Origin of the sequence: Planctomonas sp. JC2975 (assembly GCF_012985205.1) — a bacterium.
Taxonomy (GTDB): Bacteria; Actinomycetota; Actinomycetes; order Actinomycetales; family Microbacteriaceae; genus Humibacter.
This window is the reverse complement of the sequence record NZ_JABEKS010000001.1, coordinates 78,585-98,677: the sequence shown is the minus strand read 5'-3', so window position 1 is coordinate 98,677 and position 20,093 is coordinate 78,585. Positions and strand designations below refer to the sequence as shown.

Genomic DNA, 20,093 nt, shown 5'->3' with positions numbered 1-20,093 from the left:
CGAAGGAAGGAATGCGATGACCGCCGCATCCACTGAGATCGCGACGGCCACCAGCACCACCGGCGCCGGGACCCTGAGGTCCCGGCGCCGCGGGGCAGGGTGGCTGGGCTTCACGCCGTTCGCGATCTACGTCCTGTTGTTCCTGGCCGTCCCAACGGTCTATGCCGTTGCCAGCGGATTCTTCACCGACGCCGGGACCTTCACCTTCGCGAACCTCGCCGCGTTCGCCAACCCGACGATCATCGGCGACTTCGTGAACTCGTTCTGGGTGTCGGCCGTCGTCGCACTCGTCGGCGCGGTCGTCGGAGCCGTGCTGTGCTGGGCGCTGCTCGGCGCGAAGCCGACCGGGACGCTCCGCACCGTCGTGGATTCGGCCTCCAGCGTGCTCGCCCAATTCGGCGGCATCATGCTGGCGTTCGCGTTCATCGCGCTGATGGGCCTGCAGGGCGTGATGACCCTGTTCTTGAAGCAGACGTTCGGCTTCGACATCAACAGCCACGGCCCCCTGCTCTACCAGGTCGGGGGTCTCGTCTTCCCGTACCTCTACTTCTCGATCCCTCTCATGGTGATCACGTTCATGCCCGCCATGGAGGGCCTCAAGCAGCAGTGGGGCGAGGCGGCCGCAACCCTCGGGGCGTCCAGATTCACGTACTGGTGGCGGGTCGCGTTCCCGATCCTCGCTCCGGCGTTCTGGGGCTCGACGATCCTGCTCTTCGCGAATGCGTTCTCCTCGTTCGCGACGGCGGCCGCCCTCATCGACCAGGGAGGCATCGTTCCGTTGGCGATCAAGCAGCAGCTGACCAGCGAGACCATCGTCGGCGTCTCCAACACTGCCGGCGTACTCGCTCTCGGCATGATCGTCGTGATGGTCGTGGTGATGGCCGCGTACTCGGCGCTGCAGCGCAGGGCACGGAGGTGGGAGCGATGACAACGGCCCGCATCGGAGCGACACCGGGCAAGGTGTCCAGCACGATCGTGCTGATCATCGCCGGCATCCTCTTCATCCTGCCGATCGGCGCGATGCTCCTCTTCACGTTCCGCGTCTCCGGCAGCCCTGGCGAGTTCACGCTCGTGCACTACACGGCGATCTTCGATCCAAGCCAGGAGCTCACCTACGACCAGCTTTTCGAGGGCATCGCCAACTCGCTGGTGATCTGCCTCATCACGGTGGCCATCGTGCTGCTCGTGCTGCTGCCGACCATGGTGCTCGTCGAGCTGCGGTATCCGCGGATGCGCCGGGCCATCGAGTTCGTCTGCCTGCTTCCGATCACCGTCCCGACCGTCGTGCTCGTCGTCGGATTCGTTCCGGTCTACCAGGTCGTGGCCGGAGTCTTCGGCAGCGTCCCCTGGACGTTGTCGCTCGCGATCGGGATCATCGTGCTCCCCTACGCATACCGGCCCATCCAGGCGAACATCGCGGCCCTCGACGTCGTCGTTCTGGGTGAGGCCGCCCGGTCGCTCGGCGCCGGATGGATCTCCGTGCTCGGACGGGTCATCCTTCCCAATCTCCGGCGCGGCATCCTGTCCGCCTGCTTCCTCACCATCGCGGTCGTGCTCGGCGAGTTCACGATCGCCTCGTTCCTGAACCAGACCACCTTCCAGACCGCGCTGTTCCTGCTGCAGCAGACCGATCCCTACGTCGCGGCGATCTTCGCCGTGTTCGCGCTGGTGTTCGCGTTCGTGCTGCTGCTCGTGATCGGCCGGATCGGCACCTTCCGTCGCACCAGAAGGAGCGCACGATGACCATCGCATCAGAAACCACCGATCACTCCGCCGCCTCCAGCACGACTGCCGGCGCGGGTTCGCGACGCGGTCCCGAGAGCACGGGACCGCTCACCATTGCGGGCACCGCCGTCGAGCTCGTCGACCTCGTGAAGACCTACGGGACTCATCGTGCCCTGCAGGGCGCGAGCCTGAGCATCCATCCCGGGGAGTTCGTCGCGCTTCTCGGCCCGTCCGGCTGCGGCAAGACCACCATGCTGCGAGCCCTGTCAGGGCTGGAGCAGGCGGATGCGGGGAGCATCCTCATCGACGGCTCCGACGTGGCGAAGGTGCCGGCGAACAAGCGCGACATCGGGATGGTGTTCCAGTCGTACTCGCTCTTCCCGCATCTCACTGCACGCCAGAACGTCGAGTTCGGCCTGCGCATGCGCAAGGTGGATTCCCGCCGCCGCGCCGCTCGGGCCGCCGAGGCTCTCGACCTGGTCGGGCTTGCGGACTACGGCGAACGCTATGCGCACGAGCTGTCTGGCGGACAACAGCAGCGCGTCGCTCTCGCCAGGGCGCTCGTCACGCGGCCTCGAGTGCTGCTGCTGGACGAGCCGTTGTCGGCTCTCGATGCGAAGGTGCGGGTGTCGCTTCGCGAGCAGATCCGGCGCATCCAGCGCGACCTCGGCATCACGACCGTGTTCGTCACGCACGATCAGGAGGAGGCCCTCGCGGTCGCCGACCGGGTCGCGGTGATGAACGCCGGAACAGTCGAGCAGATCGGCACGCCTGAGCAGCTGTACCTGCAGCCTTCGACGCCGTTCGTGGCGGACTTCGTCGGCCTCAGCAACCGGCTCCTCGGGATCGCGGACGACGACGGCGTGGTCGTGTTCGGTCAGCGGATCCCGGTGCTCGGCGACGGGGCGACGGGTGAGGTGACGGTGCTGGTCCGACCTGAGGACGTGCAGCTGGACGATTCGGCGGACGCCCGTCCGTCCGCCGACGCCGGAGCTTCGTCCTCCGCATCCGGATGGCTCGCCGCCGTGGTCGTCGCCTCGAGCTTTCTCGGATCCATCCGTCGCACGACCGTGCGCCTGGACGACGGCACGCTGGTGTCGGTGCAGCACGACGTGCGCGATCGTCCGGTGCCGGACGCCGCGGTGCGGATCCGCTTCACGGGCCGGCCGGTCGTCGTGCGCGCGCGTTAGCGCGCTCTCGTCAGCGGGCGTCTTCGCCCAGCACCGCGAGCATCCGCTCGTAGGTCTCGTCCACGAGCGTCGACTTGCCGACACGCGACGGGCCGTTGAGATGGATGAGCCGCGGCATTCGGCCACCCTAGCGAGCCGAAAGACCCCCTATGCCGCGAGCACGGGCGACAGTTCAGCGATGAGCGCCGCTCGCGGCTTGGCGCCGACGATGGTTCTCGTCACCTGACCGTCGACGAGCAGCTTCATGGTCGGAACCGCCATGATGCCGAATCGGGCGGCGAGCGCCGGGCTGTCGTCGGCGTTGACCTTCACGATCGTGAAGGTGCCGTCGTTGTCGGCCTCGATCTGCTCGAGAAGGGGACCGAGCACACGGCAGGGACCGCACCAGGTCGCCCAGAAGTAGACGAGTACCGGCGACGCGGCTTCCTCGACTATGCCGTCGAATGTTGTCTGGTCGGCCATGATCATGAGTTCTGTGCTCCCTTGTTCGTGATGCCTGCGCTCTGCGTGATCTCCAGGCTCCGCGAGACCGCCGACACGCTCCTGGTGGCCCCACCGGCGAATTCGCAGCCGGGCTCCTCGCGCGCCTCGGCCGACGCCAGCAGTTCCTCGAGGGCGGCGCGCCGCCTGCTCAACTCGTCGATGCGTTCGGTGAGATCGTCGATCGCCGCACGGTATGCCGGCCTCGTGGTGATGCAGTCGTCGGCGTGGTCACTGCCGGAGCTCAGGCAGTCCAGGAACGGTCTGGTCTGCTCGAGGCGGATGCCTGCCCTGCTGAGTGCGTGGGCTTCTGCGACGAGGCGGGGCGCGTCATCCGCATAGTCCCGATAGCCGTTGGTGCGCCTTCTCGAGGTGACGAGTCCGAGCGACTCGTAGTGCCGCACGGTCTTGACGCTCACGCCGGCCGTTCGTGCGACCTCGCCGATCTTCATGACTGCCTTCCGCCGGCGGTGGATCCGCCGTGGAATTCACGCTAAACGTTGACCCTTGGGTCAGGGTCAAGCGCACGCGCGAGCCGCGTCGCGTCCGCCTCGCTCGGCAGCGAGTCGCCGGAGGTCCGCTAACCGTTCGAGCGGAAGAAGTCGTTCGCGCGTCCCGTCCAGAGCAGGATGATGATGATCAGCGAGATCAGGGCACTGACCGCCGACCACGCGAACTGTCCCGGGTACGCCCAGGCGGTGAAGACATCTCCCACGATCGCGAACAGCTGCACGATCGTGACCACGATGCGTGCTCCGCGCGAGCCGCGCAAGAGCCCGCCGGCGACGAGAACGACGACGACGCCGAACAGGATGCTCAGGATCGCCGACGTGATGAGGGATCCCTCCCCCGCCCAGGCAACGCGCACGCTCGGCTCGTTCTTGAACACGAGGAGGAAGACTCCGGCGAGGATGTTCAGCGCACCCTCGATCCAGGCCAAGACGGCGATGAGCGTGACGCCGGCCGGGCGTCTGGCCGCTGCACTCATGGTTCCTCCAGCTGATCGGATGCTGTCATCACCGTACCGATCGCGGGCACCTGCACGGATGAGCGAACCGGACACGCGATCTTTTGCTGTGTCTTCACTCAGGGTTCACTGTCACCTGGTTGGGTGACACGCGTCGAAGGGGAATGAGGCATGCGCTTACACGCCACGCGCGTCTGGAGAGGGGCGGCCGTCGGGGTCGCCGCACTCGGGATGCTCTCGGGTTCATTGGTCGCCACCGCGGCCGCGGAGGCGACGCCGTCGAGCGGCGTCCTGATCAACGAGGTGTACGGAGGCGGAGGCAACTCCGGGTCCACGTACACGAATGACTTCATCGAGCTGACGAATCGCGGCACCACGGCCGTCGACCTCAGCGGATGGTCGGTGCAGTACCACTCGAAGTCCGCGACGGGCACCTGGCAGGTGACCCCGCTGACCGGGAGCCTCGCTCCCGGTGGGTTCTACCTCGTCGGCGAGGCCAAGGGCACCGGCGGCACGACCCCGCTGCCGGCGACGGATGCCTCTGGCTCGATCGCCCTGTCCGCCACCGATGGCAGCGTGGCTCTCGTGCAGGGCACGACAGCGCTGACCTGTGCGGATTCGTCGTCGTGCCTTGCGGCATCCGTCGACCTCGTCGGATTCGGCGCTGCGGCTCTCGCCGAGGGCTCGCCGGCCACCGGTGCGTCGAATTCCGCATCCGTGCAACGCACGAGTGCTGCGGACACCGACGACAACAAGACCGACTTCGCTGCAGGCGCGCCGACGCCCGCCGCAGCGAACGCCGCCGACGGCGGCGACGGCGGATCCACGACTCCCCCGACTCCCGGGGCCACGCGGATCCACGACATCCAGGGCACGAGCTTCGTCTCGCCGCTCGACGGCCAGAAGGTGACCGACGTTCCCGGCGTGGTGACGGGGGTACGGACATCCGGATCCAGCCGCGGGTTCTGGGTGCAGGATCCCGAGCCGGACTCGAACCCGGCAACGAGCGAGGGCGTCTTCGTCTACACCGGCAGCGCACCGAGCGTCACGGCCGGCGACTCCGTGCTGTTCTCGGGCACGGTGAAGGACTACTACCCGCTGGGCAGCGGCGACACACTGTCGCAGACCTCGAACCTTTCGGTCACCGAGATCGAGAGCCCGAGCGTCTACACCGTCTCGCACGGCAACCCGCTTCCTGCACCGATCGTCATCGGCGCGGACACGGTACCCGACACGTACGCACCCGACCTGAACGGCGGAAACATCGAGTCGACGCCGATCACGCCCAGCCGTTCCGCCCTGGACTACTACGAGTCGGTCGAGGGCATGCGGGTCGAGGTGGACGACGCCCGTGTCGTCGGCCCCAGCGACGCCTATGGCGAGCAGTACGTCACGACGAAGCCCGATCAGAATGTCAGCTACCGCGGTGGAACGCTCCTCACGGGTGAGAACCAGACGCCGTCAGGTCGCCTCGAGGTGGTTCCCGCCGACGGATCGAACCCGAACGTCACAGTCGGCGACGTGTTCGCAGGCGCAACGGTCGGCCCGATCGACTACTCGCTGTACGGCGGATACCTGATCGCCGCGACGCAGCTGGGATCGGTGAAGGCTGGCGGACTCGCGCCCGTCGTGGCGAAGAAGGCGGCAGACGACCAGCTGTCCGTCGCGACCTACAACGTCGAGAACCTCGCCCCGAGCGACGCCGCCGACAAGTACAGCCGGCTCGCGCAAGGCGTCGTGACCAACCTCGCGTCGCCCGACATCGTGGCGCTCGAAGAGGTGCAGGACAACGACGGCGCCACGGACTCCGGCACCGTCGCATCCGACCAGACGCTCGCGAAGCTGACGGCGGCGATCCACGCTGCCGGCGGCCCGCTGTACGACTGGCGGGAGATCGATCCCGTGAACGACGAGGACGGCGGGCAGCCGGGTGGCAACATCCGCGTCGCCTTCCTCTTCGACCCCACCAGGGTGTCGTTCGTCGACCGCGGCGGCTCCTCAGTCGACCGCTCGACGACCGGAACCGCCGTCGAGAAGGTGAAGGGCGAGCCGCAGCTCACCCTCTCCCCCGGCCGCATCGATCCGACCAGCGACGCCTGGCAGGACAGCCGCAAGCCTCTCGTGGGCGAGTTCTCGTTCCGCGGCCAGGACGTGTTCGTGATCGGCAACCACTTCGACTCGAAGCTCGGCGACCAGAACGCCGACGGACGGTACCAGTACCCCGAGCAGTCGTCCGCCGCGCAGCGCAAGCAGCAGGCCACCGAGGTGCACGACTTCGTGGCATCCGTGCTGAAGGCGGACAAGAAGGCGAAGGTCATCGTCGCGGGAGACCTGAACGACTACCAGTTCAGCCCGGCGCTGCAGACCCTGACGGGTGCGGCCACCGGCAAGCCGATCCTCACGGACCTGATCACGACGTTGCCGAAGAACCAGCAGTACACGTACGTGTACGACGGGATCTCCGAGGTCCTCGACCACATCCTGGTCACCCCGGGCGTCGGCAAGCCGGACTACCAGGTGGTGCACGTCAACTCCGAGTTCGCGAACCAGGTGAGCGATCACGATCCGCAGGAGGTGGCCATCACGGCAGGCGCCAAGCCGTGGACACCCGCCGGCCACGCGAACCAGGTGTGCGGGCCGGATGCCATCGCCGTCGGCTACTCGGACGCCCTCGACAAGGCCACCTACAACGGAACGGAACTCGGCGGTCTGTCCTCGCTCGCCCGCGATCCGAAGTCGGGCGGATGGGTCTCGGCCGTCGACAACCACGCGAGCGATCCGGCACGCATCTGGTTCCTGTCGGATCCGTCGCACCCGACGATCACGCGTGACCCGCTCGTGCTGAAGCGCGCGGACGGCACGCCGTACAACGGCGTGGACAGCGACAACGAGGGCCTCGCAGTGCTGCCGAACGGCGACTTCGTCGTCAGCAGCGAGACGGAGCCCTCGATCCGGATCTTCGGACGCGACGGTATCCAGAAGGCGTCGCTGCCCGTGCCCGACCGGTTCGCCGTGACGGGCACGACGGCGCTCGGCCAGGCCACGTCGAACGCGACGCTCGAAGGTCTCACCATCACGCCGAACGGCAAGACCATCGTGGCCGCCATGGAGGGCGCGCTCTCCGGTGATGTGTCATCGGACGGCGACGCCACGGCACACCGTCTGCTCGTCTACACGCAGGACAGGCACGGTGCGTGGTCGCTGAAGAAGCAGGTGGAGTACCGCACCGAGCCGGGCATGCGCATCCCGGAGATCACCGCGTACGGCAACGACAAGTTCGTCGTCGAGGAGGCCGCCTGGTCGGCCGCGATCGGCAACTCCGTCAAGCTGTACGCCGTGAAGGGGCTCACGGATGCGCACGACGTGAGCTCGGTCGCGAACCTCGCCGCGGCATCCGGTCGGCTCGCCGTCAAGAAGTCGCTCGCGGCCGACGTCGTGCAGTGCCCGACGCTCGGCGCGACGGCGAAGGAGGCACAGGCCAACCCGCTTCTCGACAACTTCGAGGGCATAGCAGTGACCGGGACGCACGGCCCGAACCATTCGACCGGCATCGCACTGATCAGTGACGACAACTTCAGTGCGTCGCAGACCACGCGGATCCTGACACTCGACGCGCGACTTCCGTAACGCACGGGCTGTCAGTACGCGGTGGGGCGTCGGTCTGAAGACCGGCGCCCCTCCTCCGTTCGTGCCGGCGTCTGTGCGGCTGTCTGGTCCGATGCGGCCGTCGCCTGCGCGATCCGCTTCGATCGGAAACGATGGATCCGCGTGCGGCGCATCCCGCAAATAATGATGGAAATCCGTCGAAGCGGTTCAATACCATCTGGCCAAGAATGCCGGACCTCGGCTTCGCATCAAGGGAGATGAATATGACCGAAGTGACCCGTCGCAGCATGCTCGCCGCCGGCCTCGGAGCCGGAGCCATCGCGGTGGGCGGATCCGTGTTCGTCGCATCCGGGGCCGCCAATGCCGAGCAGGACAGCCAGGGGCAGGACGACAACCGAGGCGAGGACACGCAGGGCAACGGATCCCCCCGGAAGCCGTCGTACTCGTGGTCGAACGTGCAGATCGAGGGCGGCGGATTCGTCCCGGGCATCGTCTACAACCCCACCCAGCGGGGCCTGGTGTACGCCAGGACCGACATCGGAGGCGCCTACCGGCTCGACCGCACGACCGGCCGCTGGATCCCGCTCACCGACCAGGTCGGCTGGGCGGACTGGAACCGGCTCGGCGTTCTCAGCCTCGCGACGGATCCGATCCACACCAGTCGCGTGTACCTCGCCGTGGGCATGTACACGAACGAGTGGGACACGAACAACGGCGCGATCCTGCGTTCGGACGACTACGGATCCAGCTGGCGGGCGACGCCGCTCCCGTTCAAGGTGGGCGGGAACATGCCGGGAAGGGGTATGGGCGAGCGGTTGCAGATCGACCCCAACGCGAGCTCCGTGCTCTACTACGGCGCGGAATCCGGCCAGGGACTCTGGCGATCCGTCGACGTCGGCAACACCTTCACTAAGCTGACCTCGTTCCCCGACGCCGGTGACGTGGTTCCGGTTCCGGGCTCGGGCAACTCGTACGAGACGCAGAAGCTGGGCGTGCTCTGGACCGCATTCGACGCGGCATCCTCACGGCGAGGCACCCCGACGAAGCGCATCTTCACGGCGGTCGCGGATCTCGACCACATGCTGTACGTGTCTGAGGACGCCGGCGCCATCTGGAATCCGGTGCCAGGCACGCCGACCGGATACCTTCCGCACCACGGTGTCATCGACGAGAAGGGCCGCGTTCTCTACGTCTCGACGAGTTCCACGAGCGGACCGTACGACGGCGGCGACGGCGCGGTGTGGCGCTACGACATCGATGACGGTACCTGGACGGACATCACACCCCAGCAGCGGCCGGTCGGAGTGGACTTCGGCTTCTCCGGCCTCACGATCGATCGCACCGACCCGGACACGATCATGGTGGCGTCGCAGATCCAGTGGTGGCCGGACGTGCTGATCTTCCGCAGCACCGACCGCGGTGCGACCTGGTCGCCGATCTGGGACTACGCCTACGACGCGAGCGGCAACGCCTCCGTGGTCAGCCATTACTCGCAGTCGATCGCCGGGGTGCCGTGGCTGGCGTTCGGGCAGCCCATCACCGCGCCCGCGCCGTGGGTGCAGCCGACACCGAAGCTCGGCTGGATGGTGGAGTCCATGGCGATCGATCCGTTCAACCCCGACGAGGCGATGTACGGCACCGGCGCCACGATCTATCGCACGCAGAACCTGACGCAATGGGACAGCGCGGGCGGTGTCATCGACATCGCTCCCTTCGCCGCCGGCATCGAGGAGACGTCGGTGCAGGATCTCGTCGCCCCTGGCGGATCCGTTCAGCTCGTGTCGGCCATGGCCGACCTCGGCGGGTTCGTGCACACCGACATCCGCGCCGTGACGAACACGTTCCGGGGGCCGTACTTCGGCGGGGCGACGAGCGTGGACGCGGCATCCCTCGCGCCCGACGTGCTGGGGCGAGCCGGAACGGACGGATCCGGAAACGTCGTCGCCGCCGTCTCGACGGACTCGGGAGCCACCTGGGCAGCTTCGCCCGCCGCGGCAGGAGCATCCGCTGCCGGCACGATCGCTGTCGGAGCGGATGGCGCCTCTGTGGTGTGGGCCCCGCCAGGAGCCCCTGCACTGCGTTCGGCCGACCACGGCGCGACCTGGCAGGGTACGGCAGGTCTGCCGTCCTCAGCACAAGTCGAGGCGGACAGAGCGGCACCCGCCGTGTTCTACGCCTTCGCTGCCGGAGTCTTCTACCGCTCGACGGACGGCGGCGCGACGTTCTCCGTCGTGAGCTCCGGCGTGCTGCCCGCGACGGGGCAGGTGCGATTCGGCGCCGTGCCAGGGCGAGCCGGTGAGGTGTGGCTGGCCGGCGGATCGAGCACGGGAGCCTATGGGCTGTGGCGCTCGACCGACCGCGGCGCGACCTGGAAGACGCAGCGCGGATTCGACGCCGCAGACACCGTCGGATTCGGCAAGGCCGCGCCGGGCTCGAAGACCGCCGCCGTCTACGTCGCCGCATCTCGCGGAGGCGTTCGCGGGTTCTACCGGTCGATCGACGGCGGCTCGTCATGGCAGCGCATCAACGACGACCAGCATCAGTGGGGCATGGCGAACGCCGCGATCACCGGCGATCCGGATCTCTTCGGTCGCGTCTACATCGCGACCAACGGACGCGGCATCGTCGTCGGGGACGACTCGGCGCGCTGACGCCGGGTGGGCGCCGCGTCATGACGACCGCGCGGCGCCCACCGGAACCGTTGGTCGAGCATGTCGGAACCAAACGCCCGAAGCCGCTGGTTCCGGCATGCTCGACCGGCCGTGGTGCTGCTCCGGAATCGGTGGCGCCGCTCGGGAATAAGACGCAGGCTACGGCGTTGAAGTTGATAACACTCGACTCAAGTTCGAGTGCGTCAACGGAATTCAACCCGGAACAACAGGAGAATCAGTGCCTGAGAACTTCTTCCCCGGCTCCGCCGAGAGCGGCGACGGCAACTCGTTCGACGAGTTCCTCGCGCGTTATCTCGCGGGCGAGCGGGCGCGCGCATCGCGCTCGATCGACATCAGCCGATTCCTCAGCCGCCGTACGCAGGAGGTCTTGCAGCGGGCCGGCCGCTTCGCGCTCGAGCACGGGCACAACGAGCTCGACGCATTGCACGTGCTGCTCGTGATGGCCAGCGAAGATCCGGCAGCCGAAGCCATGCGGCGCATCGGTGTCGATCCGGCACGCGTCGCGCGCGCCGCGGAGCAGCGCGTTCCGCAGACCGGAGAGGCGACGACGGATGCCCCGGCGCTCACGCAGTCCGCGCAGCGCACGCTGTTCCACGCGTACCAGGTGGCGCGCGCATCCGGATCCACCTACATCGACCCCGAGCACCTCTTCTACGCCCTCGTGATCGCACAGGACTCCCCCGCCGGCCAGGTTTTGGCCTCCGCAGGGGTCACGCCCGAAGCGCTCGCTGGAGCGATGCGCGACTCCGCAACGATGGACCCGGGAGCACCGGATGCCGTCGCCGACGACGAGCAGGCATCCGAGACCCCCATGCTCGACAAGTTCGGCACCGACCTCACGCAGCTGGCCCGCGACGGCAAGCTGGACCCCGTGATCGGTCGCGTGGACGAGATCGAGCAGGCCGTCGAGATCCTCTCCCGCCGCACCAAGAACAACCCGGTGCTGGTCGGAGAAGCTGGCGTGGGCAAGACCGCGATCGTCGAGGGCCTCGCACAGGCCATCGTCGACGGCGGAGTTCCCGAGCAGCTGCGCGACAAGCGCGTCGTCTCCCTCGACCTGCCTGGCATGCTCGCAGGAACCCGCTACCGCGGCGACTTCGAGGAGCGTCTCACCAAGACGATGGACGAGATCGCCGAGCGCAAGGGCGAGCTGATCGTCTTCATCGACGAGGTGCACACCGTGATGGGTGCCGGCGGGGCTGGAGACGGCGGCATGGACGCCGGCAACATCCTGAAGCCGCGACTGGCCAAGGGCGACCTGCACCTGGTGGGTGCGACGACGCTCAAGGAGTACCGGATCATCGAGAAGGATCCGGCACTGGAGCGCCGCTTCCAGCCGGTCACCGTCGCTGAGCCCTCCGTCGAGGACGCCGTGGCGATCCTGTCCGGGCTGCGCCACGCGTACGAGGAGCACCACGGTGTGACGTACACGGATGACGCCATCCGCTCCGCCGTCGAGCTGTCCGCCCGCTACGTGTCCGACCGCTACCTGCCCGACAAGGCGATCGACCTGATCGACCAGGCGGGAGCGCGGCTGCGGCTGCGTCTCGGAAAGCTGGTCGACGCATCAGCTCTGATGCAGCAGCTCGCCGACCTGGAGGCGGAGAAGAACGCGGCCGTGTCGGCCGAGCACTACGAGGAGGCGTCGCGGCTGCGTGACGAGATCGAGGTGGTGCAGGGCAAGCTCGCCGAGGCATCCGCTTCCGGTGCACGCTCCGCTCAGGATGCCGTCATCGACGAGCCCGAGATCGCCGCGGTCATCTCGCGTGCCACAGGAATCCCCGTCGCACGCATCGGCGAGGCCGACCGCGAGCGGCTGGCCAAGCTCGAGGGCGAACTGCACGAGCGCGTGATCGGCCAGGACGACGCTGTGGCCTCGGTCGCCAAGTCGGTGCGCCGCAGCCGCACGGGCATGGGCGACGAGAACCGCCCCGTCGGCAGCTTCCTCTTCCTGGGCCCGACCGGTGTCGGCAAGACGGAGCTGGCGAAGGCGCTCGCGTCATCGTTGTTCGGCTCGGACCGCGCCATGATCCGCTTCGACATGAGCGAGTTCGGCGAGCGCCACACCTCCGCCCGCCTGATCGGCGCCCCTCCCGGATACGTCGGCTACGACGAGGCCGGTCAGCTGACCGAGCGTGTTCGCCGCAACCCGTACTCGGTGCTGCTGTTCGACGAGATCGAGAAGGCGCACCCCGACATCTTCAACCTGCTGCTGCAGGTGCTGGATGACGGACGCCTCACCGATGGTCAGGGCCGCACGGTCGACTTCCGCAACACGGTCGTCATCATGACCTCGAACATCGGCAGCGAGTTCCTCGCCTCCAAGTCGGGTGCGCTCGGCTTCGTGGCGCCTGGCGCCGACGGATTCGGCGACGAGAAGGCGCTGCGCGACAGGGTGATGGGCAAGCTGCGTGAGAACATGCGGCCGGAGTTCATCAACCGCATCGACGAGATCGTGCTGTTCCGCAAGCTCGACCGCGACCAGCTGCGCGACATCGTGCGGCTGCTGCTGCACGCGACCGAGGCCCGTCTCGCCCAGCGCGAGATCACCCTGACGGTGACGGATGCCGCCGTCGAGTGGATCGCCGACAACGGCTACGAGCCCGAGTTCGGCGCCCGTCCGCTGCGCCGCGTCATCCAGCGCGAGGTCGACGACCGCGTCGCCGACCTGCTGGTGAACGGATCCGTCGACGACGGCGGCTCGGTGCACGTGGATGCCGTCGGCGGCGAGCTCGTCGTCACGGCGGACCACAGGGTGCCACTCGCGGCCTGACCTGATCTCCACGATCCGCCGCCGGGTCGATCCCCCCAAACGATTCGACGGCTTACCCGATGCCCCGGTGCGCGTCTGCGCACCGGGGCATCTCATCGTCCGCACGATGGTCCGCGTGAGCGGATCGTCATGATCCGACCGGCACCCGTGTGCGATGCGTGAGGATCCGTTCTGACGTTCGCCATGGGTGCCACCGGCTCAGCATCACGCGGGTGACGACCCGTTCCGCCGGCGGCACTCGCTCGCCGGCGGAACGACAGGGTCACGCGTTCTCGAGGTCGGCGATCACGATCTTCTTCTGCGCCATCATGCAATTATGGACGCATGGCAGATTCAGGTGCAGGCAACCGCAGGGCGGCGCGCTATCTCCGCCAGTCCAAGGACCTAGACGAAGGTATCGAACGGCAGGACGCTCGCACGTTGGCCTTGGTGACCGCCCGGGGATGGATAGATGCCGGCGCCTACATCGACAACGACGTGAGCGCTTCGAAGGAGCGTGGGCACGGCACAGCATGGCATCGCCTCTTGCAGGATGCCAAAGCAGGCACGGTTGACACCCTGGTCAGCGTTGACCTGGACAGGTTCGCCCGCTCAACTCGCGACCTGAACACCGTGATAGATCACGGCCTGAGTGCCGTAACGGTCGATGGCGAGATTGACCTAACGACAGCTGATGGAGAGTTTCGAGCAACGATGCTCGCCTCCGTAGCCCGGTTCGAGGTGCGGCGGAAGTCTGAACGGCAGTTGCGCGCGAATGCTGATCGAGTGGCACGCGGCAAGCCAATCATCGGCAAGCGCGCTTTCGGCTTCGAGACCGATCGCACGATTCGGGAGAGCGAGGCCGCTTGGATTCGATGGGCCGCTCGTCAGGTGATCGAAGGTAGCTCGTTGTATTCGGTCGCCCAGCGCTGGAACGCTGAGGGCGTTCTCACCGCATCCGGCAACCGCTGGGAAGTCACTACCGTACGCCAAGTGCTCATGCGACCAAGCAACGCCGGGCTATTAGTTCATCACGGCGTGGTCGTCGGCGATGGTGGTGCGGTCATAGTGGATCGGACCGAGTGGGACGCCGTTGTTGCCATCATCGAGCATCCGACTCGGGCGGCAACAGCACGGGGACCAAAGGTCAGGCACCTTGCATCAGGCATAGTGGAGTGCTCCGTCTGTCACGCTCCCCTGCGCTACCGACAGCAGCAGGGACGCACGCCCCGCTACTTCTGCCCGAGGCACCGCACGGCCGACAAAGACGGCGCTGTGCATCCTGCCATCCATGCCGACCGCCTAGAGCGCATCCTCGCTGAAGCTGTCTTCATGGCCCTGACGATTGCCGAGCCCGAGCGATCGAGTGACGATCTCACCCGTCTCGGAGCCGAGCGCGCGGACCTCGTGCGGCGACGAAAACTACAGCAGACCTTGGCCGAGACAGAAGGCGCCGACATTCCCGAGGCCGTAAGGCGGATAGCGGCACTAGGCAAGGAGATTGCTGCGCTTGACGAGCGAATAGGCGCCGAGACTGCTGCCAGCAATCGGGCTGGCCTACGTGAGATTGCCAAGCGCGCCTTACTCGATACCGGCGATGTCGCAATCGTTCACGGCGCGGAAGCATTCCCCGCCTGGCTTCCGGAATGGAATGGCACTCCCATCGAGAAGCGCCAGGCACTTATTCGGGACATTCTGGGCCGAGTCGTTCTGTCCTTTCACGATGTCGCCTTTAGTGCGACCGGCATCGCAATCCCCATAACACGAGCGCAGGAAGAAACGGAGAACAAAGAATGACCCCCGCACCCGAAGAACAAGAAGAACGCGGCCTGGAACACGGTGCAGGCTGGCACATCGTCGACCCGGAGTCGGATTGCGCCCGCTGCCGAGCCGGCGAGTTGCCGACCGTCTACGAGCTTGCTCGTGCGCTCATGTTCGAGCGCTCCCGGCACGTGACGGGCGACTACCGAAAGCGGCTCCGCGAGTGGCTGAATACCGAGGCTAACGCTGAACTCGTCTGGGCCGGTGAGCGCGTGTGAGTAATGCCTGAATCGCCAATATACTGAGAGTGGCAAGTCGATTCCCCTCAAGTTGACTTCCTTCTTCCAGAAGCCCCCTTGGACATGCGTTCCGCCTAGAAGCGTCCAAGGGGGCTCTTCTCGTATTCCAGCCACTATTGCCATATTCGAGCCACCACTAGTCCCGGGGACACCGGGGGACACCTCCGAAATTGGCCATATAATTGACCCGGGAGGATGACCGCAGTACGGAATCAATGAGAAGAAGGAACAACTGTGGAACATCCAAATGATTGGCACGCGCTGGCGAATGATGCCCTTGGCGGCCTTGACGAAATATTCGATTCACCTGACCTGAAGGTTGCGGCTCATCTGCGGCTTGCAGGCTTCATGGCCCGCACGCATCGGCAGCTGACCCGCGAGCACGTCCACCTGGCACTCGCTCGCAACGGCAAGGCGCAGGCGGCAATAGCGGATGCCATACGCGCCGCTGCCGCTGACGAGTTCCCGCACGCCGGCCCATTGCCAGAGCGGGCCACTCGACGCTTAATGCATCGGCTCATGGATGACATGTGGTTTCAGCGGACGCGCGACGAGGTACTCGCGTACGACTCCGAAGACGAGTACTGGGAGCATCGGCGTTGCGAGCGGGAGGCGCAAGAGCGCGTCGAGGCGCAAGCTGGCCCGCGTCGGAAGGTCTTCATTCAGCCGGAAGGAGTCGTGGCGTGAGCCCGGTAGTAATCCCCAGCGTGGTGCGGTCGGACATCGAGGCCGCTCTCGACAAGCGCGGCATGGCACCGGACGAGCAGGCCGAGAAGGAACTTCAGCGCCTACGCAGCAGGAACTGGGCAGAACGGAAGTACCGCGCCGAGCAGGCTGAGGCGGTCGCGATCCCGACCGCGGTCACGCTCGATGAACTCCTTCAGCAAGACCTGCCCGAAGAGCCCTTCGTCATCGACGGCCTTCTTCACGACGGCGGAAACGTCATGTTCTCGGCACAGAAGAAGGCGGGCAAGACGACAGTCACGCACAACCTGATTCGTTCACTCGTAGACGGAGAGCCGTTCCTCGGGCGCTTCACCACGACCTCCACAAGGCGAGTCGCTGTGCTCGATCTGGAGCTTTCACCGACCAACATTCAGCGATGGCTGAGTCGCCAGGGAATCGCACACCCGGAGCGCGTAGGGATCTTCTCACTTCGTGGTGCTGCTGCCTCCCTCAACATCATCGACGCACACGTCCGAGCCGAGTGGGCGAAGCGCCTTCAGGGATATGACACGCTCATCCTTGACCCGCTTCGGCCGCTGCTAGATGCGTTGGGGCTCAATGAGCACACCGAGGCCGGAGTCATCCTCCAGGCGTTTGACGCACTCAAGACAGAGGCCGGGATCAAGGATGGGATTGTTGTTCACCACCACGGGCACGGCTCGGAGCACGCGCGTGGAGACTCGCGGCTCGAAGACTGGCCGGACGCTATCTGGCGTCTGACTCGTGACGATCCGACCGACCCGCGCGCGTGGCGCTACTTCGATGCCTTCGGCCGTGACGTGGACGTTGAGAAAGGCCTCGTCACGATGGACGATCGCGGGCACCTGTCCTTCAGCGCCGAGATGCAGGCCATGAAAGCCGATCGGCTCGTGCAGCTCGCCTGTGACGCCCTGGCGAAGCACGGGGAGATGAAGACGTCTGAGATTGTCGCTCTCGGCCTCCGGGGTATCTCGAAGAACACAGTGTCGGATGTCATGAAGTCGGCCGTTGACTGCGGACAGGTGGTCATTCGTGAGGGTGAGAGGAACTCCCGTCACTACTCCCTGAGTCCCTCCCTGTAGCCCTAGGGATTTCTCCCATCGGTAGTCCCCACCAGTCCCCCCTATAGGGAGGGGGGACTACTGGTGGTGACTGGGTTTCGGGCGCGGGGATCAATGCAACTAGCGCTTCTTGACCTCGTGAAGAACGGCGAGCGCTGCCAGCAACGCGAACAGAGCCAGTGTCCCGACACCGCTCAAGCTCGCGCCCACGGTGACCATGAGGGAGCCCGTGGAGACGTACTCCGGGAAGAGCGACATGCCCATCAGGTACATGCCCCAGAAGAGCAAGATCAAGCCAACGATCAAACCCACGCCGGTAAGCCACTTGAGCCAGACGAGAGCCGCGTTAGTTGTCCCCATGACTGGCGACGCTATCGGCCAACACACACCCGGCGCACTGTCCCTCTTCAGGGGACGTTGGACCTGTGTGTTGACTGATAGTAAGCTGGGAGCGTGAATCCACCACTCAGGCCCGGCGTGTACCGCGTTGGTCCAGTGGTGTTCGACTGGTCCGGCTTCAGCGGCGTGGCATGGTGCGATGAGTGCGGCTCTCTCGGCATTGATTTCCATGCAGCCAACACCCGCTCACTCGCCACACTTCATCTTCGACGTGAGCACGGGTTACGGGACGTTGCTTACGTGATGATCGCGACCCTTGCGCCCGAGCCTGAAGTGGTAGCACGCAAGCGCGGACCACTGCCGCGAAAGAAGGCCGCGGCATGAGCCAGTGGCATCGCAAGGCGAAGTGGTCCAACACCACGGCCAAGCTCCGTCCGCTCTATCAGCGCACCGTCGATGCAGGTATGGCCGTGTGTGGTCGTTGTCACAGGCCCATCGCACCGAGTGAGCCGTGGGACTTGGGACACGTCATCGACCTGAGTACCGGGCTTGGCAGTAGCCAGGTGCAGACTGAGCATCGCTCATGTAACCGCTCAGCGGGCGGGAAGCTGGGCGCACGCAAGACCAGTACCGCACGTAGACAACAGGTGCAGCGCAATCTGCGACTGCCCGACGTATGAAGAGGAGCAACACCATGGACAGCAAGTGGACTGACAGCAGCATCGACAACATGCTTGCGGGGAAGCCCGCCGTCGACCCGCAGGCGGCGCCCGCACTGGCGCCCGTGCTCACCCACGAGCAGAAGGTTGAAGTCTTGCTCACCTCCATCCGTCGAGCGGTGTGGACCATCGCCAGCCTGCTCGTGGCCAGTGCAGCCATCGGCTTGGTGTGGGGCATCGTGGCGGCAAGTCAATGATCGGGCAGGCATCGAGTCGAACGGCGTCAGTTTCTGATGGCCGTCACAACCCCCAGCCAGTTGGCAGCACGAAATATACACGGATTGTTCGATGACTGAACTAATCGACTGGGATGCCGTCAAGAGCCAAGTGCTCCCGCCTGATTACGTCACACCGTTCGCGATGACTGAGAGCGTTGGGGAGGAGAGACGCAAGTTCCTCATCGGCGCTGAAGTCGTCGGCCGTGGCCATGCACTGCTCCCTCAGCAATTGCTTCTGGCGGACATTCTCGCTCTCGGTAAGCGATTCACCTCGGTCATTCTGCCGAGGCGTTCATCAAAGACGACAACGCTCGTGGAGTGGCTCGTTGGCCGATGCATGGAAGAGCCTGACCTGCTGACCGCCTATGCCGTGATGAGCAACGCCAAGGCGGCGCGCAGACGGTACCTGACAGACATCAAGGCCCCGATGGAGCGATGGGCAAAGCGGCAATACGGCGACGATGAGAAGTCTTGGCCGTTCAAGTGCACGAGTGGCATGGGCACCGAGCACATCCGCTTCGCCAACGGCAGCATTATGCAGGTCTACGGGCCACAGTCCGAGTCTTTCCGCTCGGATGCCTTCGACGTCATCGTGCTGGACGAGGCTGGGGAGATTGAGGGCGACAAGGCTCAGGACATCCTCGCTGCTGCCGGACCGACGCAGGACACCCGACCCGGCGCCATGCTCATCTACGCGGGCACGGCCGGTAAGAGCCAGCGCGGAAACATGCTCTGGGACGGTCTCGCGAAAGCCACGGCCGGTGACCCTCGGCACGCTGGCGTGGCCTACTGGGCACCACAGAACACGCTCGTAGAAGAGGTTGAAGCCTGGGAGCCCGACGAGGCGCACCCGAACGCCCATGCTCGTGAACTCGTGGAAGCTCACCATCCCGGCGTTGGCACGCTGACCACGCTGGAGAGTGTCAAGGACAACTTCGCCACGTTCCGAACTGAGCGGTTCATGAGGGAGTATCTGGGGATCTTCACCGACCCGACCGGGGGCAACTCCCTCATTCATCCCGACCGTTGGTCGCGCGCGCTCGTGCCGGGTGACCTGCCAGCGTTGCCCGACCGGTTCACGCTCGGCTTTGCCGTGAACCTCTCGCAGTCGGCGGCATCCATCGTTGCCGCCTGGCGTGACGAAGACGGCAAGGCGTGCCTGATGACCATCGACCATAGGCCACGCGTGGACTGGCTGGCAGAGAGACTGCTCGGCCTCAGCAGGAAGTACAAGGCTCCGATCGCCCATGACGTGAAGGGCGTGGAGATGACCGAGGTGAACTACATGCAGTTGCAGACTCCTCGGCCGAAGCTGGAACCGTACAACTTTCCGATGCTGCGCACGGCGGCAGCTGGACTCATCAAGGCGATCGATCAGGGCGAGCTACACCACTGGGGACAGCCGACACTTGATGACGCTGCGCGAGTGGTGGTCAAGCGGATGAGCGGGCAGAACTGGCTGCTTGGAAGGCCGGCCGGCGACCCTGACGCCGACATCCTCGATCTTGAGGCTGGCTCCATCGCCCTCGATCTGTATGACCGTAAGCCGAAGCGCAAGGTAAGCACCGTCTTCGTGTAGTCTGCGAGACTGCTGTGAGC

16 protein-coding genes are annotated in these 20,093 nt (G+C 66.0%); 12 read left to right on the top strand and 4 right to left on the bottom strand.

Translation table 11 applies throughout. The features are described from left to right. The first annotated feature begins 16 nt into the window (after window positions 1–16). The 3 genes from HII28_RS00485 to HII28_RS00475 are packed head-to-tail and all read left to right on the top strand — an operon-like array spanning window position 17 to window position 2,915. Window positions 17–928 (top strand): ABC transporter permease subunit, encoded by a 912-nt coding sequence (locus HII28_RS00485; RefSeq protein ID WP_170023443.1) that lies wholly within the window; start codon window positions 17–19, stop codon window positions 926–928. Continuing rightward, window positions 925–1,743, top strand: coding sequence for an ABC transporter permease subunit (locus tag HII28_RS00480; protein WP_170023442.1), 819 nt, complete (start codon window positions 925–927; stop codon window positions 1,741–1,743). Before HII28_RS00485 ends, HII28_RS00480 begins: the two co-directional genes overlap by 4 nt. After that, complete coding sequence (locus tag HII28_RS00475; RefSeq protein ID WP_170023441.1) at window positions 1,740–2,915, top strand: ABC transporter ATP-binding protein; 1,176 nt, start codon at window positions 1,740–1,742, stop codon at window positions 2,913–2,915. The genes HII28_RS00480 and HII28_RS00475 overlap by 4 nt, the downstream gene beginning before the upstream one ends. Before the next feature lie 147 nt (window positions 2,916–3,062). On the opposite strand, the gene HII28_RS00470 is transcribed toward HII28_RS00475, so the two are convergent. The 3 genes from HII28_RS00470 to HII28_RS00460 form a co-directional block, all read right to left on the bottom strand. Beyond that, complete coding sequence (locus tag HII28_RS00470; protein ID WP_205864525.1) at window positions 3,063–3,377, bottom strand: thioredoxin family protein; 315 nt, start codon at window positions 3,375–3,377, stop codon at window positions 3,063–3,065. Between the two features lie 2 nt (window positions 3,378–3,379). Continuing rightward, window positions 3,380–3,847 (bottom strand): MerR family DNA-binding transcriptional regulator, encoded by a 468-nt coding sequence (locus HII28_RS00465; protein WP_170023439.1) that lies wholly within the window; start codon window positions 3,845–3,847, stop codon window positions 3,380–3,382. A gap of 128 nt (window positions 3,848–3,975) precedes the next feature. Beyond that, window positions 3,976–4,383 carry a hypothetical protein gene (locus tag HII28_RS00460; RefSeq protein WP_170023438.1) on the bottom strand — a complete coding sequence of 136 codons (408 nt, stop codon included), beginning with the start codon at window positions 4,381–4,383 and terminating at the stop codon, window positions 3,976–3,978. Between the two features lie 150 nt (window positions 4,384–4,533). On the opposite strand from HII28_RS00460, the gene HII28_RS00455 reads away from it, so the two are divergent. The 7 genes from HII28_RS00455 (at window position 4,534) to HII28_RS00425 (ending at window position 17,239) form a co-directional block, all read left to right on the top strand. Continuing rightward, window positions 4,534–7,989, top strand: coding sequence for an esterase-like activity of phytase family protein (locus tag HII28_RS00455; protein ID WP_170023437.1), 3,456 nt, complete (start codon window positions 4,534–4,536; stop codon window positions 7,987–7,989). A gap of 242 nt (window positions 7,990–8,231) precedes the next feature. Next, complete coding sequence (locus HII28_RS00450) at window positions 8,232–10,619, top strand: xyloglucanase (RefSeq protein ID WP_170023436.1); 2,388 nt, start codon at window positions 8,232–8,234, stop codon at window positions 10,617–10,619. 238 nt (window positions 10,620–10,857) lie between these two features. Then, entirely contained in the window at window positions 10,858–13,413 is a 2,556-nt protein-coding gene (locus tag HII28_RS00445; protein ID WP_170023435.1) for an ATP-dependent Clp protease ATP-binding subunit, read from the top strand. Between the two features lie 324 nt (window positions 13,414–13,737). After that, entirely contained in the window at window positions 13,738–15,189 is a 1,452-nt protein-coding gene (locus tag HII28_RS00440) for a recombinase family protein (protein WP_170023434.1), read from the top strand. Next, a complete protein-coding gene (locus HII28_RS00435) occupies window positions 15,186–15,431 on the top strand; it encodes a hypothetical protein (RefSeq protein ID WP_170023433.1) in 246 nt (81 codons plus the stop codon). Before HII28_RS00440 ends, HII28_RS00435 begins: the two co-directional genes overlap by 4 nt. A 255-nt stretch (window positions 15,432–15,686) precedes the next feature. Then, window positions 15,687–16,139: a hypothetical protein gene (locus tag HII28_RS00430; RefSeq protein WP_170023432.1), complete on the top strand. Its 453-nt coding sequence runs from the start codon at window positions 15,687–15,689 to the stop codon at window positions 16,137–16,139. Further along, the gene (locus HII28_RS00425; RefSeq protein WP_170023431.1) at window positions 16,136–17,239 is read left to right on the top strand and encodes an AAA family ATPase; all 1,104 of its coding nucleotides are present in this window, start codon (window positions 16,136–16,138) and stop codon (window positions 17,237–17,239) included. The genes HII28_RS00430 and HII28_RS00425 overlap by 4 nt, the downstream gene beginning before the upstream one ends. Window positions 17,240–17,338: 99 nt before the next feature. Here the strand turns inward: HII28_RS00425 and HII28_RS00420 are convergent, their stop codons facing one another. After that, window positions 17,339–17,578 carry a hypothetical protein gene (locus HII28_RS00420; protein ID WP_170023430.1) on the bottom strand — a complete coding sequence of 80 codons (240 nt, stop codon included), beginning with the start codon at window positions 17,576–17,578 and terminating at the stop codon, window positions 17,339–17,341. A gap of 673 nt (window positions 17,579–18,251) precedes the next feature. Here HII28_RS00420 and HII28_RS00415 point away from each other — a divergent pair. Together HII28_RS00415 and HII28_RS00410 are read left to right on the top strand one after the other, a co-directional pair. Further along, window positions 18,252–18,473 (top strand): hypothetical protein, encoded by a 222-nt coding sequence (locus HII28_RS00415; protein ID WP_170023429.1) that lies wholly within the window; start codon window positions 18,252–18,254, stop codon window positions 18,471–18,473. A 91-nt stretch (window positions 18,474–18,564) separates the two neighbouring features. Next, a complete protein-coding gene (locus HII28_RS00410; protein WP_170023428.1) occupies window positions 18,565–20,073 on the top strand; it encodes a hypothetical protein in 1,509 nt (502 codons plus the stop codon). The last annotated feature ends 20 nt before the right edge of the window (window positions 20,074–20,093 follow it).

What these genes read in the sequence shown, in the direction of transcription:
- HII28_RS00480 (WP_170023442.1), top strand. Translation starts at nt 925, where the DNA reads ATGACAACGGCCCGCATCGGAGCGACACCGGGCAAGGTGTCCAGCACG.
- HII28_RS00415 (WP_170023429.1), top strand. Translation starts at nt 18,252, where the DNA reads ATGGACAGCAAGTGGACTGACAGCAGCATCGACAACATGCTTGCGGGG.
- HII28_RS00410 (WP_170023428.1), top strand. Translation starts at nt 18,565, where the DNA reads ATGACTGAACTAATCGACTGGGATGCCGTCAAGAGCCAAGTGCTCCCG.
- HII28_RS00465 (WP_170023439.1), bottom strand. Translation starts at nt 3,847, where the DNA reads ATGAAGATCGGCGAGGTCGCACGAACGGCCGGCGTGAGCGTCAAGACC.
- HII28_RS00475 (WP_170023441.1), top strand. Translation starts at nt 1,740, where the DNA reads ATGACCATCGCATCAGAAACCACCGATCACTCCGCCGCCTCCAGCACG.
- HII28_RS00485 (WP_170023443.1), top strand. Translation starts at nt 17, where the DNA reads ATGACCGCCGCATCCACTGAGATCGCGACGGCCACCAGCACCACCGGC.
- HII28_RS00460 (WP_170023438.1), bottom strand. Translation starts at nt 4,383, where the DNA reads ATGAGTGCAGCGGCCAGACGCCCGGCCGGCGTCACGCTCATCGCCGTC.
- HII28_RS00450 (WP_170023436.1), top strand. Translation starts at nt 8,232, where the DNA reads ATGACCGAAGTGACCCGTCGCAGCATGCTCGCCGCCGGCCTCGGAGCC.
- HII28_RS00470 (WP_205864525.1), bottom strand. Translation starts at nt 3,377, where the DNA reads ATGGCCGACCAGACAACATTCGACGGCATAGTCGAGGAAGCCGCGTCG.
- HII28_RS00455 (WP_170023437.1), top strand. Translation starts at nt 4,534, where the DNA reads ATGCGCTTACACGCCACGCGCGTCTGGAGAGGGGCGGCCGTCGGGGTC.
- HII28_RS00420 (WP_170023430.1), bottom strand. Translation starts at nt 17,578, where the DNA reads ATGGGGACAACTAACGCGGCTCTCGTCTGGCTCAAGTGGCTTACCGGC.
- HII28_RS00440 (WP_170023434.1), top strand. Translation starts at nt 13,738, where the DNA reads ATGGCAGATTCAGGTGCAGGCAACCGCAGGGCGGCGCGCTATCTCCGC.
- HII28_RS00435 (WP_170023433.1), top strand. Translation starts at nt 15,186, where the DNA reads ATGACCCCCGCACCCGAAGAACAAGAAGAACGCGGCCTGGAACACGGT.